General features: G+C 64.7%; 11 protein-coding genes. 6 read left to right on the top strand and 5 right to left on the bottom strand.

What is annotated here, in order from left to right:
• Window positions 1-3: 3 nt before the first annotated feature.
• The 3 genes from NKH52_RS18800 to NKH52_RS18790 all read right to left on the bottom strand — a co-directional run bounded on the left by NKH52_RS18800 (window position 4) and on the right by NKH52_RS18790 (window position 2,625).
• Window positions 4-1,275: an efflux RND transporter periplasmic adaptor subunit gene (locus NKH52_RS18800; protein ID WP_502908060.1), complete on the bottom strand. Its 1,272-nt coding sequence runs from the start codon at window positions 1,273-1,275 to the stop codon at window positions 4-6.
• Window positions 1,276-1,517: 242 nt separating this feature from the next.
• Window positions 1,518-1,766, bottom strand: a complete 249-nt coding sequence (locus NKH52_RS18795) for a hypothetical protein (RefSeq protein WP_352674162.1) — start codon at window positions 1,764-1,766, stop codon at window positions 1,518-1,520.
• Window positions 1,767-1,905: 139 nt separating this feature from the next.
• Complete coding sequence (locus NKH52_RS18790; RefSeq protein ID WP_352732373.1) at window positions 1,906-2,625, bottom strand: hypothetical protein; 720 nt, start codon at window positions 2,623-2,625, stop codon at window positions 1,906-1,908.
• Window positions 2,626-2,835: 210 nt separating this feature from the next.
• Here NKH52_RS18790 and NKH52_RS18785 point away from each other — a divergent pair, with 210 nt between their 5' ends.
• From NKH52_RS18785 to NKH52_RS18760, 6 genes are all read left to right on the top strand, one after another.
• On the top strand, window positions 2,836-3,564 hold the full coding sequence (locus NKH52_RS18785; protein WP_127296965.1) for a response regulator: 729 nt from the start codon (window positions 2,836-2,838) through the stop codon (window positions 3,562-3,564).
• Entirely contained in the window at window positions 3,561-4,802 is a 1,242-nt protein-coding gene (locus tag NKH52_RS18780) for an ATP-binding protein (RefSeq protein ID WP_352732376.1), read from the top strand. The genes NKH52_RS18785 and NKH52_RS18780 overlap by 4 nt, the downstream gene beginning before the upstream one ends.
• Window positions 4,803-5,392: 590 nt before the next feature.
• Window positions 5,393-6,562 (top strand): acyltransferase family protein, encoded by a 1,170-nt coding sequence (locus NKH52_RS18775; RefSeq protein WP_352732378.1) that lies wholly within the window; start codon window positions 5,393-5,395, stop codon window positions 6,560-6,562.
• Entirely contained in the window at window positions 6,559-7,665 is a 1,107-nt protein-coding gene (locus NKH52_RS18770) for a glycosyltransferase family 2 protein (RefSeq protein ID WP_352732381.1), read from the top strand. The genes NKH52_RS18775 and NKH52_RS18770 overlap by 4 nt, the downstream gene beginning before the upstream one ends.
• A gap of 3 nt (window positions 7,666-7,668) precedes the next feature.
• Entirely contained in the window at window positions 7,669-8,703 is a 1,035-nt protein-coding gene (locus NKH52_RS18765) for a glycosyltransferase family 2 protein (protein WP_127296961.1), read from the top strand.
• A 9-nt stretch (window positions 8,704-8,712) separates the two neighbouring features.
• Window positions 8,713-10,497, top strand: a complete 1,785-nt coding sequence (locus NKH52_RS18760) for an ABC transporter ATP-binding protein (protein WP_352732385.1) — start codon at window positions 8,713-8,715, stop codon at window positions 10,495-10,497.
• A 285-nt stretch (window positions 10,498-10,782) separates the two neighbouring features.
• Here NKH52_RS18760 and NKH52_RS18755 read toward each other — a convergent pair whose 3' ends face one another.
• The gene (locus NKH52_RS18755; RefSeq protein ID WP_352732387.1) at window positions 10,783-12,249 is read right to left on the bottom strand and encodes a coiled-coil domain-containing protein; all 1,467 of its coding nucleotides are present in this window, start codon (window positions 12,247-12,249) and stop codon (window positions 10,783-10,785) included.
• A gap of 326 nt (window positions 12,250-12,575) precedes the next feature.
• Window positions 12,576-14,780 carry a sensor domain-containing diguanylate cyclase gene (locus tag NKH52_RS18750; RefSeq protein WP_352732389.1) on the bottom strand — a complete coding sequence of 735 codons (2,205 nt, stop codon included), beginning with the start codon at window positions 14,778-14,780 and terminating at the stop codon, window positions 12,576-12,578.
• Between the last annotated feature and the right edge of the window lie 229 nt (window positions 14,781-15,009).

The following is a 15,009-nucleotide window of genomic DNA, read 5'->3' as shown; positions in this document are numbered from 1 at the left end:
CGCTCAGTTCCCGGCCGCGGCGGCAGGCGCCGGTTTCGCCGCATTGGACGCGGCCGGCGCGGCGGAAGTGCCCTGCCCGCGGTCCTTGACCTCGCCTGTCGTCTCGTCGATCGTCACTTCGACGCCCGTCGCATCGCCGCCGGGACGCACCAGCTGCATGCCCTCGACGATGACATGGTCGCCGTCGCCGACACCCGAATCCACCAGCCAATTGTTGCCGACGCTGTTGCGCACTGCGAGCACGCGCGTCTCGACCTTGCCCTGCGCATTGATGACCATGGCGGTGGCCTCGCCCTTGGTGTTGCGGCTGACGGCGCGCTGCGGCACCAGGAAACTATTCTGCGCGACGCCCTCCTCGACCAGCGCCCGCACATACATGCCGGGCAAAAGCAGGCGGTCGGGATTGGGAAACTCGGCTCTGAGCGCGAAGGTGCCGGTGGTCTGGTCGACATTGGCGCCGGCGAATTCCAGCTTGCCGGTCTGCGTGTAGATGGTGCCGTTCTCGAGCTTCAGCTTGACGCTGACATTGGGGCCGCTGAACTTCAGCCGCCCTTCCGAGATCGCCTGGCGCAGGTTGAGCAGGTTGGTGCTCGACTGTGTGACGTCGACATTGATGGGATCGAGGGCACGGATGGTCGTCAGCACAGTGTCCTGGTTGGCGGTCACCAGCGCACCCGGCGTCAGCGTGGACTTGTCGATGCGCCCGGCGATCGGCGCGGTGATCGAGGTCCGATCGAGGCTGATGCGCGCTGTCTCGGCACTGGCCTTGGCCGAGGCGACATCGGCTTGCGCCTGTGCCAGCGTGGCGGCGGCATCGTCATAATCCTGTTTGGAAACAACGTTCTGCTTCAACAGACCGGCATAACGGTCGAACTTGGCCTGTGCGGTGGGCACCGCCGCTTGCGCCTTCTGCTGTGCGGCGACCGCGCTGTCATACGACGCCTTGTAGCTCGCCGGATCGATGAGGTAGAGCGGTTGTCCAGCCGCCACCTCGCTGCCCTCCTTGAACAGGCGCTGCTGGATGATGCCGTTCACTTGCGGGCGCACCTCGGCAACCAGCGAGGCCGCCGTGCGTCCCGACAGCTCGGCGGTGATCGCCACCGATTGCGGATGCAAGGTGACGACACCGACTTCCGGTTTGCCGGGCGCGCCCATGCCGGCGGGGGCGCTGCCCTCCTGCGAGCAGGACGCCAGCAGAAGAGTGGCGGCGAACATCGCGGCCCAGGGCGCCAGACGGCGTGCCGAAAAACGAGGCTGGCTAGACTTGGAAATCATGGCCTGGATCTTTCCCTGGAGTTGCGTACGCGCTGGCAATGGACCGCTTGGTCGAGGGCATGCCGATCCATATGATGATAGGCCGCACCCGTCGGCGGGCGGCGACGAGCAATGCTTCGAAGCGGCTCATGTCGCGCTCCTTCTCGTCGGCCGGAGCTGCTCGAAGGTCGAGTAGCTGGCCGCGATGCCCACCAACATCATTATGCCGATCAGCGAGGACATGCCAAGCGCCTTGCCGGAGTTCACGCGATCTTGCGGTCATGATGTCCATGGTTGTCGAGCGACTGCGAGAGCGGAAGCGACAGCCGCCAGGCGGCGAAGCGCAGGCGGATCGCGCCCTTCAGCGTGTCGGCCGGCAGAGCCAGTGGCAGGCCGCGTCCGGACAGCGGAAGACCGCGTCCGGACAGCGGAAGACCGCGTCCGGCATGGTCGAGTGACAATCTCGGGCTGGCGGACGCGAGCAGCCGCAGCAGTATCATGGCTTCCCACATTGTCGTGCTTCCGTTGATTTGAACTGGGCATGATTTGAAAAACAGGGATGGCGAAGATACGCCCGCCATCCCTGAAAGAGACCGGCCGGCCCGAGAACGGGTTGGGTACCGGGCCGGCCGGCGCAGCCGGTCAGAGTTCTCAGCCGTTCCCGGGCTGGGGCGGCGGACTGCCATCGTTGGGCAGACCTCGGGGGCCGGCTGCATCATCCGGCGGACCGCCCCAGGGACCGGGGGGTGGTCCGTGGGGACGTTCCGCCGAAGCGAGGATTTCGAGCTGTTCGGGCGTCAGCTTGGCGCGCAGTGCCGCGATCGCGTCTTTCAGCTTGCCGGCCGAAACCGCGCGGGCCGTGACGTCGTCGGCCAGTTTTTCCTGGAAGGCGAAGGGATCGCGCTTGCCGTCAGGGCCGGCTGAGTCGGAGCCCTTCGCTTCAGGACCGCCGGAGCCATCAGGACCATCGGGCCGCCCATGATCGGGCCGTGGCGGCGAAAGCACCGCCTGCAGCGCGCTGGTGTAGTCGCGCCAGGCGTCGAGCTGTTCGGTGCGGATGCCAACGCGGGTCTCGAGCGCGGCCAGCCGGGCGGCCAGCATGAATTCCGGCGGCGGACCCATGCGGCGGGGGCCAAAGCCTTCCGGTCCAAAACCTCGCGGGCCAAAACCCTGCGGACCATGCCGCATCGGCCCGTGCGGGCCGGGTCCGGCCATCGGGCCATGATCGGGTCCATCCTGCATTGCCCCACTCTGCTGGGCCATGACCGGTGGCGGCTCGCCGGGGGCGGCACCCGGATCGCGCTGTGCCGCCAGCACGGGGTGAATTGCGGCGACGGAAAACAGGCCGAGCGCAAGAAGTCTGCTTCGCATGACGGTGTTCCTTTCTCTCATGCTTCGGACAAATGAGAGGATAGGAAGCGTGTTTGTCCGCTTCGCGTCGGCGTATTGCCGAAGGTTTCCGCAAGAGGGCAATTTGTAACTGAATGTTTCCCACGGCCTGCCGGAAACATTCAGTTGCAATTTTCCGTGCCGCTTGGACGCGGCTCTCCGTATAATCGCGGCCAAGGCAAGGGCACGGTCATGCAGTCACAACCCCATATCCTCGTCGTCGACGACGACCGCGAGATCAGGACACTTCTCCAGCGCTATCTCGACAGCCAGGGCTTTCGTGTCACAGCTGCGGCGGACCGGCGCGAATGCGAGCAGAGGCTGGGCGCGGGCCAGTTCGACCTGATCGTGCTCGACGTCATGCTGCCGGACGGCTCGGGGCTCGATATCTGCCGGGCCTTGCGCGACCGCAAGCCGCATATCCCGGTCATCCTGCTGACGGCGCTGAAAGAAGACGTCGACCGCATCATCGGCCTGGAACTCGGCGCCGACGACTATCTCGGCAAGCCGTTCAACCCGCGTGAGCTCATTGCCCGCATCCGTGCCGTGCTCAGGCGCTCGGCTCCCGAGGAGGCGCCCGCCTCCCCGCGCGCGCGTACCTACCGCTTCGCCGGCTACAGGCTGGAGCCGGACACCCGCAAGGTGACGGATGCACAAGGCGTGGCCGTCGACCTTACGGGCGCCGAGTTCGACCTCTTGCAGGTGTTTCTCGACCGCCCCGGCCGGCTTTTATCGCGCGACCAGCTTCTCGACCTGACGCAAGGCCGCGAGCGCGACCCGCTCGAGCGTTCGGTCGATGTGCTGGTGAGCCGGCTGCGCCGCAAATTTTCCGACACCGGCGACGGGCCGCTGTTCAAGACCGTGCGCAATGGCGGCTACCAACTCACCGCGCGCGTCGAGACCGTGGAGAGCCACGCGTGAACTCGCTGCGCCGCCGTCTCATCCTGCTGCTGGTCGCCTCGATCGTCGGCGTCGTCGGCCTGGCGACGGCCGCCGTCATCAGCGTGCGCGGCGGCGGACCGCCGCCGGAACTGACCGTACCCTGGATTGCCCAACAGATGGAATTGGTGGTGCGGCTTTTGCCGGGGCCGATCCCCGACGTCCTGCGGGTGCAATTCGCCGACCATCCGGCGGGCGGCAAGGTGGCTCGTGCGGAAACGGCGATGCTCAACGACATCCTGCACCGCCGTGGCCTCGACTTTCCGGCGGTCGTCAACGAGAAGACGGACGAACCCGGCCAGATCGCATCGATGCACCTGCCTGACCGCCGCTGGGCGATCATGGAGGTGCCGCATCTCAAGCCGCCAAGGCGCGAATGGCTGGTCTTGGCCGGCTGGATCTCGCTGATCGTCGCCGGCGCCACGGCGGTGTCGGTCTATTTCACCTCGGTGCTGATCCGCCCGCTCGAGATGCTGGAGGCCGCCGTCTCCAAGATAGGATCGGACGGCGTGCTGGCGGCGGTGCCGGAAGTGGGCTCGGCCGAGGTCAAGGCCACCGCGCATGCGCTGAACCAGCTCTCGTCGCGGCTGCGGACCGCCATGGAAAGCCGAATGCGGCTGGTCGCCGCCGCCGGCCATGATCTGCGAACGCCGATGACGCGCATGCGGCTGCGCGCCGAATTCCTCGACGACGAACGCGACAAATGGCTTCACGACCTCGACGAGCTCGACCGCATCGCCGATAGCGCCATCCGCCTGGTGCGCGAAGAAGTGAACCAGGACGCCGTCGAACCGGTCGACCTGGCAAAGACGGTGCGCGATATCGAAGCCGAGATGGTATCGCTCGGCCATGCGGTCTCGATCGGGCACCTGGACAAGGTTTGCGTGCGGGCCGGCGCGCTTGGCCTGCGCCGCGCCTTGCGCAATCTGATCGTCAACGCCGCCACCCATGGCAAGGCATGCCGCATCGACCTGGCGGCAGCCGACAATCGCGCCGTGCTGACCATATCTGACCATGGCCCGGGCATACCCGCGGAACTCCTGAACAAGGCGTTCGAGCCCTTCTTCCGCGTCGACCCCGGCCGCCTGCAATCCGTCCCCGGAGCCGGTCTTGGCCTCGCCATCGCCAAGGAAATCATCGAGCGCTACGGCGGCATCGTGACGCTGCAAAACCGCCGGGGCGGCGGACTGGAGCAGACGGTGGTGTTCGAGGCCGTGTGACGGTCGGCGGTCAGCCGAGTAACCGGCGTTGCGCACGGCAACCGACGAAAAATAGAGACGATGCTGCACCGCGCAAAGCCAATGGTTCCAAATCATTTCTCTAAGGATCCAGGACCGAGCCCATATAGCCAGAATATAGATTACAAAATTTCTTGTGATCTAACAAAGAACTAGGCTCTCAAGCCAAGTGTTCTCCGATCAACCGAGGCGGGAACATCGGAACAATTTAAACCACAGCGTTTAAGTTCTGAAGAAAATTGCCAAAATTGGCGATAACCGCCCGGTTTTTGTCAATTTTTAGCGCTTGCTCACATAAGTATTTCAGCTGGGTAGATTTTTTGTGTTGCGCCGCACAATGCCGTAGCCGAACGATCTCCTGGGGGACTCGTTTGCGACTGGACATATGCCGTGGAGGATCCCGTCAGGTTGACTAGCTTGAGCTGTCCGTCCGTCGATTTCGGGCCCGGCCCGAACGGACTCGCCCCAATCGGACTCGCAAAGCGCGCGTTTGCCGGCGCCATGGCGGATCTCGTCCGCCTTGGCCTGCCGCTCGAAACGGCGGGCTGGCGTAACGCCGGCGGAAGCCGCTGATGGGAAGCGCCCGCGACGTCCAACTTGATGCGTTGAGAGCCATCGCCGTGACGATGGTGTTGTATTCCCATTTCTTCGCCGCTGGAGGATCTTCATTCTGGGGCCATATCGGCGTGCGGCTGTTCTTTGTGCTGAGCGGCTTCCTCATCACGCGCCTGCTCCTGGACGCGCGTTCGGCCGCCGAATTCGAGACCGGCCCCGCGCTGCGATCCTTCTATATCAGGCGAGGCTTGCGGATATTTCCGCCCTATTTTGCCGTCCTGGGTTTCGTCTGGCTGGTCGACCTGGACCAATCCAGGGGATCGCTGGTCTGGCATGCGCTTTACCTGTCGAATTTCTGGTATGCGCTGCGCAATGACTGGAACCCTTGGGTGCTGTGCCATTTCTGGAGCCTGAGCATCGAGGAGCAGTTCTATCTTGCCTGGCCGCTGGTCGTCCTTTTGGCCCCACGCCGCCGCTTCGAACAGATCTGCATCGGCGTCATCGCGCTGTCGCTGGCCTATCGCTTCTATTGGCCGATCACCGCCACGCCGGCGCTGGCGCGCGACCTGCTGCCGCCGGCGTCCATGGATGCGCTGGCGACGGGCGCGCTACTTGCCTGCTGGAGGTCCAGGGGGGCGGCCCTGCCGCACTGGATGCGACTGGGCTGGCCTGCCTTCGCGGCCGCATTCCTTTTCATCGAGTGGTTTGTGCCAGCGCCTGCCGATCCGATGCTGGAATGGACCCACTGGCTCGTGCGGCAAGTCCTGCCCCTGGTACCGCTGATGGCTATCGTCGCGGCCTGTTCGCGCGGCCTTGGCGGCCCCCTTGGCAAGCTTGCCGAACTGCCGCCGCTGCTTGGCCTCGGCCGCATCAGCTACGGTGTCTATCTCTACCATCCAATATTGCTGTCGCTCGCCGTCAAGGCGCAGCCCTGGATTCCGCTCAACGTCTCGGAGCAAGGGCCAGGGCGATTCCTGGTTGCGAGCGCCGCCACGATTGTCGCGGCCTGGATTTCCTGGGTGGTTTTCGAGAGGCCGCTCAACAGCCTCAAGCGCCACTTCCCCTATGTCGCGCGCACCCGCCCCGCACAGGGCAGCCATGGCGGCTGGCTCGCGACGGCAGCCGTCGGACAGCCCGATGGCCGCACACCGGCGCTCGAACTCCAGCGCACGGATACAAGACGATGACCGCCGCGCCGCTCGTCTCCGTCCTGTTGCCGGTCTACAATGCCGGTCCCTATCTCGCCGCCGCGCTGGGAAGCATCCTGCGGCAGGACTACGGCCGCCTGGAGATCATCGCGATCGATGATGGCTCGACCGACAATTCGCTCGAGATACTCGAGCGATGCCAAAAGGCCGACAGCCGCATTTCGATCATCTCGCGCGAAAACCGCGGCCTTGTCGCGACGCTCAACGAAGGGCTGGCGCTCGCCCGGGGCGAACTGGTCGCGCGGATGGACGCCGACGACGTCGCCTATCCCTGGCGTTTGTCGCGCCAGGTGGCGCTGTTCGAGCGGCGGCCCGAACTGGGCTTCTGCGGCGCCGGCGTCGACATGTTGATCCGCGGCCGCATCGCCAGGGGCAAGCCCGATCCCGTGTTCCAGTTCGGCCGCATACCTGTATTGGCGATGTTCTTCACGATCTTCATGCACCCGACGGTCGTCTACAACAGGAGGGTCGTCGACGACAGCGTTCTCCACTACGACCAGGCCTACAGGCACGCCGAGGATTTCGATCTTTTCAGGCGGCTGGCCAGCCGTTACCCGGCAGCCATGATGCCCGAAAACCTGGTCGTGTACCGCGTCCATCAGGCAAGCGTGACCAGCCAGCACGTCACGGAGATGCGCAGGACGCATTTGCGGATCGTCGCCGAGAACCTTGAGCGCCAGGGTCTGGCGCAGGCCACGCGGGACCTGCGCGACATCGGCGATGCGGTCAGGCACGACACGGTCGCCCGTGCGGCCAGCTTCATCGTCGCGCTGGAGGAGGAAATCCGCTCGCTGCCGGCGGCGACGCGGCCGAGCTTCGAGGCCGGCGCGCTGAACCTGTTCTATTTCCTCTACCAGCTCGTCGCCGACGAAAAGCAGCCCGCGCTGACGCATGAATTGCTGACGCGGACCGCCAAATGGAATGCCATCCGGCGCCGCGAGCAATATGCGCTGCGGCCCGGCGCCTGGGCGCCCTGGCTCAGCCTTGCCTCGCTGTCGGCCGCCAGGCAAGCCGATGCCATGGCATATTTCTTCAAATCCGCGCCTGCCGCGGCGGTGCTGGCACCTTATCAGGCGGGCTGAGGGATGATCGTCAAAGCCAACCAACCTCTGCAGCGCGATCGTTCGACGGCGCTTGGCCCTGCCCCGGCCGGTCCCCGCCCGGAACGATCGGCGCCGGAAGTCAGCTTCATCATCTGCACGCGCAACCGCGTCGCGGTGCTCGACGCCTGCATCAAGTCGGTGCAAGCCGCCTGCCGCGCACATGCCGGCTTCGCCGCCGAACTCGTGGTCGTCGACAACGGTTCGAGCGACCGCACGGCCGAACGCCTGGCCAGCATCGCCGCTGCGTCGGACATTCCGTTCACGCCGATCTGCGAGCCGCGCCCCGGACTGGCGGCCGCGCGCAACGCCGGGCTGCGGCGCGCGCGCGGCCATGTGCTGGTCTTCGTCGACGATGACTGCGCGGTCCATCGCGACTATTTGCGCGATCTGGAGCGACACTATGCGTCCGGGGAACAATGGCTCATCCGGGGCGGACGTGTCGAGCTTGGCGATGCCAGGGATTTGCCGTTCACCATCAAGCGGTCGTGGGCGCGCGAGCGGCTGACGCCAGATGTTCATCCCGGCGGTTTCGTGCTGGGCTGCAACATGACGATGCACCGCGACGTCGCGGCCCGCATCGGCTATTTCGACGAACGCTTCGGCGCCGGCGGACCATTGCGGTCGGCCGAGGATACCGATTATCTCGTGCGCGCGATGCTGCTCGGCATCGCAGTCGAGTATGTGCCTGATATGACAATATTCCATCATCATGGCCGGCGGGATCGCAAAGCCATCGAAAAGCTGCACCGCGACTACAGCCTGGGCAATGGCGGGCTCTGCCTCAAGCATGTTCGCCACGCGCCCTGGCTGCTTCGCCATTTCTACTGGGCTGCAAGAGGGGCTATCCGGGAATTGGCGGGAGGCCCCGCCTTCGATCGTGAACTCAACCTGCCGCACTGGCCGATCGTCGCCATGAATTTGCTCGGCGCGGCCAGGTTCGCGGTTCTCCTGCTGGCCAGACGGCCGCGGGCCGAGCCGGCGCGGCAAGATCAACAAGCCAATGCCCAGGCGAGGTGAAACGCAATAATGCCAATGCTGCCGCCAAACCTGCCCATGCTGTTCCGGGCGTTCGGAAAGCGGCAACTGCGCCTGCTTCCGGCGGTGGTGGTACTCGGCCTGCTCAGCGCCGTCCTCGAGGGGTTCGGCATCGGCCTGATCATCCCGTTGCTGGGCATCATCATGGGACACGGGGGTGCGGCCGGAATGGGCGGCTTCTCCGCTGTCCTCCAGCATGTCGGATCGGGCTTGAGCGAGCGCGACCGGCTGATTGTCATTTCGGTCGCCATCCTCGGCTCGATCATCCTGAAGAACGTCTTCGCCTTCGCCAACACGCTGCTGACGACCTTCATCTCCGGCAAGGCAAGCCATTCCATCCGTGGCGCCCTGTCGGAGCAGCTGTTGCGGGTCGGCTACCCATTCTTCCTGCGGCAAAGCCCCGGACGCCTGCTCAACATCATCTCCAACGAGTCCTGGCGGGCCTCCGATGCGATCCAGATCATGCTGTCGGCCATCGTCAGCGCATCGGCCGCCATCATCCTCTTGGCTTTCCTGTTGCTGCTTTCGTGGCGCATGACGCTTCTGGTCACGCTCGGACTGGCGCTCGTCCAGATCGCGCACGCCATCTTCTCTGCCAATCTGAAGGAGCCCAGCCGCAGCGTCGCTTCGCGCAACGGCCACCTCGCCTCGCAGATGCTTCACCTTGTGCATGCCGGACGGCTGATCCGCATCTTCGGGCAGGAGAACCGGGAAAAGGCGATATTCGACACGGCGTCGGATGCGGTTCGCCGCGCCTCCTTCGCGCTGCTCGTGCGCCAGGGAGCGCTGCCGCCGCTGACGGAGGTTCTCCACGCCATGCTGTTCCTGGCGGTGGTGATCGGCGCCTGGCTGGCGCAGGTGAGTTTCCCGCTGATCATCGCCTTCGTCATCCTGCTCTACAGGCTGCAGCCGCATATGCGGGCCCTGCAGGGGTCGTGGAGCCAGCTGCAGGGCCTGAGCGGATCGCTCGAAGAGGTGACATGGCTGCTGGATCCCGCCGGCAAGCCGCAACCGCCGCAAGGCGACGAGCCGTTCCACGGCCTGCGCCAGGGCATCAAGTTCGACGATGTGACATTCACCTATTCCGGTACGGACCGGCGCGAGGTGGTGCTGCATGCGGCGACATTCGAAATCCGCGGCGGCCGCTCGACGGCGCTGATCGGCCGCTCGGGCGCCGGCAAGACGACGATCGTCAATCTCCTGTGCCGCTTCGTCGAACCGGACACCGGCAGCATTCTCGTCGATGGATCGCCGCTCGACGGGATCGACGCCAGCCAGTGGCGACGGCACATCGCCCTGGCCAGTCAGGAACTGGAACTGGTCGATGGCAGCATTTTTGAAAACATAACCTACGGGCAGGATGCGGCGACAGCCGGCGATGCCGAGGCCGCCGCAAGACTGGCCGAAGCGCACGAGTTCATCGAAAGGCTGCCTCAGGGCTACGAGACGCTGGTCGGCTACAGGGGCGTCAATCTGTCGGCGGGACAGAGGCAGCGGATCGCCTTGGCGAGAGCCCTGGTCCGCGATCCCGATCTCCTCATCCTGGACGAAGCCACCAATGCGGTGGACGGGCTGTCGGAAGCGGCCATCGTCGAGACCCTGAAGTCGAGAGCCGGCCGCCGCACGACCATCGTCATCAGCCACCACCACAGCACCATCTCGTTCTGCAACGACGTGGTGATCCTGAGCGGCGGCCGTGTGAAAAAGCAGGCCCCTTTCGGCGCCCTGGCCTCGCTCAGCATGGACGAGCTTTATCAGCACGAGCCGCTCGACTGAGGAGGCACCGGACCGGCCGCGATCGTTTCCCGGCGTGTTTGCAGCCTCCGGCCGGCGGGTCGTCGCAAAGGTTCGAATCAGAAGCTTGGGGAAGTGCCGCTGGCACCTTCCGTGATCGCACCAATGCCGTGCGGAATCGAGGCGCGCTACCTTGTCTGTGCGGCGGACCTGTCGATCCGCCTGGCCGGTGCCCCATTGGGCTTACTCTCCGGGTGAGGTGCCGGCCTCCCATGCACAAAAACAAAGACCTGAAGCGGGTCGCCGGAAGCCCTTCAGCGCCACACTTCAGCCAGCGGCGCCGACATTCCTGCGCATGCGCCGCCTGCCCGTCGTCCGTGCTTTCTTCGCCATCGCCCCGGTTATCTCGACCACGCCGTCCTCGCGCGGCCTGCCATTGGTGGCCTTGTGGAGCCGCTCGTAGGGCAGCAACTCCTTGATCCGGGCATTGAGCGACGCGATTTCGGCTTTGAGGTCCTCGCACTCCTGACTCTGTACGTCGAACTGTATCTGTTCGGACGCCTGTTGCAGCGTCAGCTGAGAAAGGTTGGCGTTCACCTTGGAAAGACTCATCTTGTCGCTTTCGCTCTCCTGGGTCAGCGCGGACAATCTTTCATCGGCGATCTTCTTTTCGGCCAAGGCATCGTTCAGTTCGCTCTTGAGCCTGGCGATCTCGCCTGCGGCTTCGCTGTTTTCGGTCGAGGTTTGCTCCAGCCGCGATTGCAGGTTCTGGATCTCCGAGCTCAACCCGCGCATTTCCGCCTGGCTGCGAGCCAGCTCGGCTTCCTTGTCGCCTTCCATCATGCGTGCTGCTTCGTTCGTTTCCGACAGCTTCGCCTGTGCGGCCTCGAGCGACTTCTGGAGCCGCATCTCCTCTTTCTCGCTCTTGCCTAGCGCCGCCAGCAGCTCCGCCAGCCGCGCTGCTTCGCTGGCATGGACCGCCGACAGCTCGTCGAGCCTGTGGCGCGCCTGCGATTCCCGCTTCAGTGCCTTGTCGAGTTCGAGCGACAGGTTGACGTGCTTTTCGCGCAGCATCTTGCTTTCGCGCAAGCGCCTGTTGGCCTCGACCGTCCTGGCGGTCAGCCGCTTGGCGATGTCGCCGAACTCCGCTTCGCGTTTGGCGCTCGCATTGGCTGTCTCCACCAGTTCCAGCCTCACCGCGGCAAGCGCCGCACGAAGCGTCTCCCGGTCCTGAACCAGGCTTGCCTCGCGCTGCTGCAGCGCTTCGAAAGCGCCGTCACGCTCGCGCAATTTTCTCGTCGCATCGTGCAGCTTCTCCGACAGCGCCCTCTGTTCGGCGGCCAGGGCGGCATTGGCAACCTCCAACTCGTTGGCGCGCAGGATGTCGCTGTGCAGGATGTTGAGGAATTCACGCGTCAGATGGTGTGAGGTGCCGATCTCCGACAGCTTGTCGTTGATCTCCTCCAGATAGTCCCTGGCGTCATGGAAGAGACCCTCGAAGGCGCTCAATGCAGCCAGCCGGGTCTGTGTATGGGCCGTCAGTCGTGGCGCGGTTTCGGAACTGTCCGCATCGCCCGCGGCGTCGGCCTTCCTGGCGTTGTCGTCATTTGCCGCGTCGGCCTGGGGTGGCCCGTCATCGGGTGCCGCCTGGGCATCCGGCACATCGTCGCTCTCCGACGGCACCAGGTCGTCGGCGTCGAGACTTGCATCCAGCGCGTCCGCCAAATCGATCTGCAGGTCCTGGATCGCTTTATCCACGTCTTCAGCACGCTTGATCAGGCCTCTGAAGTTCATCACCAAACTCCCCTTACGCATACCTCGCTTCGAACTTAACAAATTGCTAATATATCTTTACATCCGCTGCTTGCGCAGGGGAAGCCCCGTCGGCACAAAGGTAAATTTGGGACATTTGGGGGTTGAAATAGCCCGAACAACCAATGCCGCAGCCGAAAAGAGCTGGATCCTCTGACAGTGTGGAGGTCTGAAGGACGGCAAGACCGCGGCCGCTCAGGAAGAGCCCGCGCGCGAAGACCTCGAGGGCAGAGAGAACTTGCCTGATCCCTCTTGGCAGGCGCAGGATGACTATCGCGGGCCGGGCCGAGTCTCTACCCCAAACGGTTTCAGCTGCTTTTCGGGGCTGGTACCAACTGGATCGGAGGTCGCTCGCCGGACGCGTTGCCCAGCGCGATGGCGACGCGGTCGCGTCCACTACCCTTGGCCTCGTAGAGCGCGTGATCCGCGGCATTGGTCAATTCGGCCCAGCCCACGCCATGCTCGGGGTAGGCGGCGACACCGAAGGAGGCTGTGACGGTGCCCAGCGTTCGGCCGCGATGCGTCAAATGAAGCTTCCTGATTGCCTGGCGCAGCGCTTCCGCCCGCTCGGCACCTTCCTGGACCGAGCTTCCCGGCATGACCAGGGCAAACTCCTCGCCGCCGTAGCGCGACACGACATCGCTATCCCTGGCGTGCTCGATCAAGGTGGCGGCGACCTGCTTCAGGACGAGATCGCCGGCTTCGTGGCCGAACGTATCGTTGAACTGCTTGAAATGGTCGACATCGAGCATGATGATCACCAGCGGCTGGCCCGAGCGCTCCATCCGGCGCAGTTCGCGGCTGCTCGTCTCCTCGAGATATCGCCGGTTGAACAGACTGGTGTTCGGATCGCGGATCGACTGCTGCCGCAGCGTCTCGCGCAGGCGCAGATTGGCCAGGGCGAGCGCCAGCGTGTCGACGACACCGCGCAGGATCTGCTGTCTTTCAGACAGCCATTGTGGCTTCTCGGACGCATTCGGCTCGCACAGATGAAGGATGCCCAGCGTTTCGCCTTGGGCCGCCAGGGGCATGCAGACATAGCCCTTTTTGCCGTTCTCGGTGATATGCGCGCAGCGCGGCGTGAGCATGCCGGGGCCAGCGACATGTTCCTGGCCGCGCCTGAGCGCCCAGCAGTCTTCCGGCGCGAATTGCGTGGCGCTCGAGCGCACGTCGCCCCAATGCGCCATCTCTTCCACCAGGTTGCGCGACGCGCTGGTCAAGTGGACGGTTCCGCTCAAGCCACCGAGGAACTCGGCCATGGCCGTGCCGACCACCGAGAACGCTTCCGGGAAGGTGACGCAGGCCTGCAGCAGTTCGCCAAGCTTCACCAGACGAGTCGTGGTTTCGGACTTGTCGTGCAGTTCGCGGTTGAGGAGCGCCAGCTGATCGGCACGCTCATTGACCACTCCTTCCGCGCGGCGCAGCTCGCTGATGTCGTTGAGCGTGAGGACCAGGCCGCCTTCGGATCTGCTGAGCGGACTGCAACTGGCGATGACCGGCAGATGCGAGCCGTCGGATCTGGTCAGGCGCACTTCGCCCTGGTGTTGCCGGCCCGTGGCTAACGCCATTTCGATGGGAGAAGCGCCAGCGGCGAACGCACCGCCTCTGGGGTCGCGAACCGTCAGCACCGAATCCCATTGCTGCCCGACGATCTTGTCGGCGCGCCGCCCGATCATCGTTGCCGCCGCTGGATTGGCGCTGGCGACGCGGCCGTCGCCGTTCAGAACCGCGATGCCTTCGGCAGCCGTTTCGACGATGTCCTCGACATGCGCACGCGCCGATGCAAGCTGGTCCGCCATCGTGTTGAAGCCATGGGCCAGCTGCCCGAATTCATCGTTGCGGGCGTGGCTGATGCGCGTCATGGCGTTGCCTTTCGCCAGCGCTTCCATGCCGCGCATCATGTCCCCGAGGCCAGAGCTGAAACGACGGAGCAGCAGCCATGCGAAGCCGACCGCGACCAGCACGGCGGCCGTCGCGCTGAGGCCAACCAGCCAGAGCAGGCTGTTGGTGCTTTGTTCGGCGGCCTGCAGAACGGGGTCATATTCCAGCAGCACGGCGCCGATGATCGTATCCTTGGGATTTTCGATCGGAACGGCCAGTATGGCGTTCACTTCCTCCGGGTCGACAAATCTGCGCGGAATGCCGTCCGCCAAGGTCTGGCCTATTTCGTTGCCGGGGTCGTGACCGAATTTGTCGCCGACCTGGTGCTCTTCGTCGGCGGCATGGGCAAGGATGGTCTTGTTGTTGTCGAGGACCAGGAAATCCCGGTGCAGGCGGCGGTGCTGGTGCTCCATGAATTGCTTGAGCGCCTCGGGCCGCTCGAGCAGCGAAGGCGTCCCATCGGATGATTTGAAAACGATGGTGTCGGCCAATTCCCGCGCGACGTTGGTCGCTTCGGTCAACCCCAACGATTTGGTCGCCGCTATCTGCGTAAAGATCGCAACGCCGCCGACCAGCCCGATCAGGGCCGCGGCGGCCACCATGGAGAGAATGATCTGGCTCTTGATACGCATGTCATGGCTCCGCCGAGAACGACAGCATTGCGCATGTCAAATCGAGCCAGCATCTCATTTCCGGCTTTTTATTACCAAATGCTTATCAACGTCCTAACGATGGCAGGCGATGCCGCTCCACACGCGGAGGGAGCGGACTGGGCTCCCCACCTCCCCCTTGTGGGGAGGTCGGACCGCAGGTCCGGGTGGGGGTGCTGGCGCCAACCCCCACCCCGATCCGCTTTGCGGA

Source organism: Mesorhizobium sp. M1066 (assembly GCF_040318635.1).
Classification (GTDB): domain Bacteria; phylum Pseudomonadota; class Alphaproteobacteria; order Rhizobiales; family Rhizobiaceae; genus Mesorhizobium.
The sequence above is the reverse complement of the archived record's forward strand: the minus strand, read 5'-3'. Positions and strand labels throughout refer to the sequence as shown.

What these genes read in the sequence shown, in the direction of transcription:
- NKH52_RS18800 (WP_502908060.1), bottom strand. Translation starts at nt 1,275, where the DNA reads ATGATTTCCAAGTCTAGCCAGCCTCGTTTTTCGGCACGCCGTCTGGCG.
- NKH52_RS18795 (WP_352674162.1), bottom strand. Translation starts at nt 1,766, where the DNA reads ATGTGGGAAGCCATGATACTGCTGCGGCTGCTCGCGTCCGCCAGCCCG.
- NKH52_RS18790 (WP_352732373.1), bottom strand. Translation starts at nt 2,625, where the DNA reads ATGCGAAGCAGACTTCTTGCGCTCGGCCTGTTTTCCGTCGCCGCAATT.
- NKH52_RS18785 (WP_127296965.1), top strand. Translation starts at nt 2,836, where the DNA reads ATGCAGTCACAACCCCATATCCTCGTCGTCGACGACGACCGCGAGATC.
- NKH52_RS18775 (WP_352732378.1), top strand. Translation starts at nt 5,393, where the DNA reads ATGGGAAGCGCCCGCGACGTCCAACTTGATGCGTTGAGAGCCATCGCC.
- NKH52_RS18770 (WP_352732381.1), top strand. Translation starts at nt 6,559, where the DNA reads ATGACCGCCGCGCCGCTCGTCTCCGTCCTGTTGCCGGTCTACAATGCC.
- NKH52_RS18765 (WP_127296961.1), top strand. Translation starts at nt 7,669, where the DNA reads ATGATCGTCAAAGCCAACCAACCTCTGCAGCGCGATCGTTCGACGGCG.
- NKH52_RS18760 (WP_352732385.1), top strand. Translation starts at nt 8,713, where the DNA reads ATGCCAATGCTGCCGCCAAACCTGCCCATGCTGTTCCGGGCGTTCGGA.
- NKH52_RS18755 (WP_352732387.1), bottom strand. Translation starts at nt 12,249, where the DNA reads ATGAACTTCAGAGGCCTGATCAAGCGTGCTGAAGACGTGGATAAAGCG.
- NKH52_RS18750 (WP_352732389.1), bottom strand. Translation starts at nt 14,780, where the DNA reads ATGCGTATCAAGAGCCAGATCATTCTCTCCATGGTGGCCGCCGCGGCC.